The sequence below is a fragment of the Hymenobacter coccineus genome, assembly GCF_001816125.1.
In the GTDB taxonomy this organism is placed as follows: domain Bacteria; phylum Bacteroidota; class Bacteroidia; order Cytophagales; family Hymenobacteraceae; genus Hymenobacter; species Hymenobacter coccineus.
The window spans coordinates 1-207 of record NZ_MDZA01000392.1 but is presented as its reverse complement, the minus strand read 5'-3'; the positions used below and the strand labels follow the sequence as shown (position 1 = coordinate 207).

Sequence of the window (207 nt, the reverse complement as noted above, 5' to 3'; positions counted from 1 at the left end):
TGGGCATCAACTACTTCCGACCCCACGCGGTTTCGCTCCGACGTGCTGTTGAACGTGGCCCCGCCCCATCCGGGTGGCCGACTACGCCGCGGCCCTACGTGCTGCCGGTGGGCATCAACTACTTCCGACCCCACGCGGTTTCGCTCCGACGTGCTGTTGAACGTGGCCCCGCCCCATCCGGGTGGCCGACTACGCCGCGGCCCTACG

At 69.1% G+C, this 207-nt stretch carries 1 protein-coding gene; it reads left to right on the top strand.

Going from position 1 to position 207, the window contains the following annotated elements; translation table 11 throughout:
• On the top strand, nucleotides 1–207 hold a 207-nt coding region (locus tag BEN49_RS28970; RefSeq protein WP_204376158.1), incomplete at both ends, for a hypothetical protein.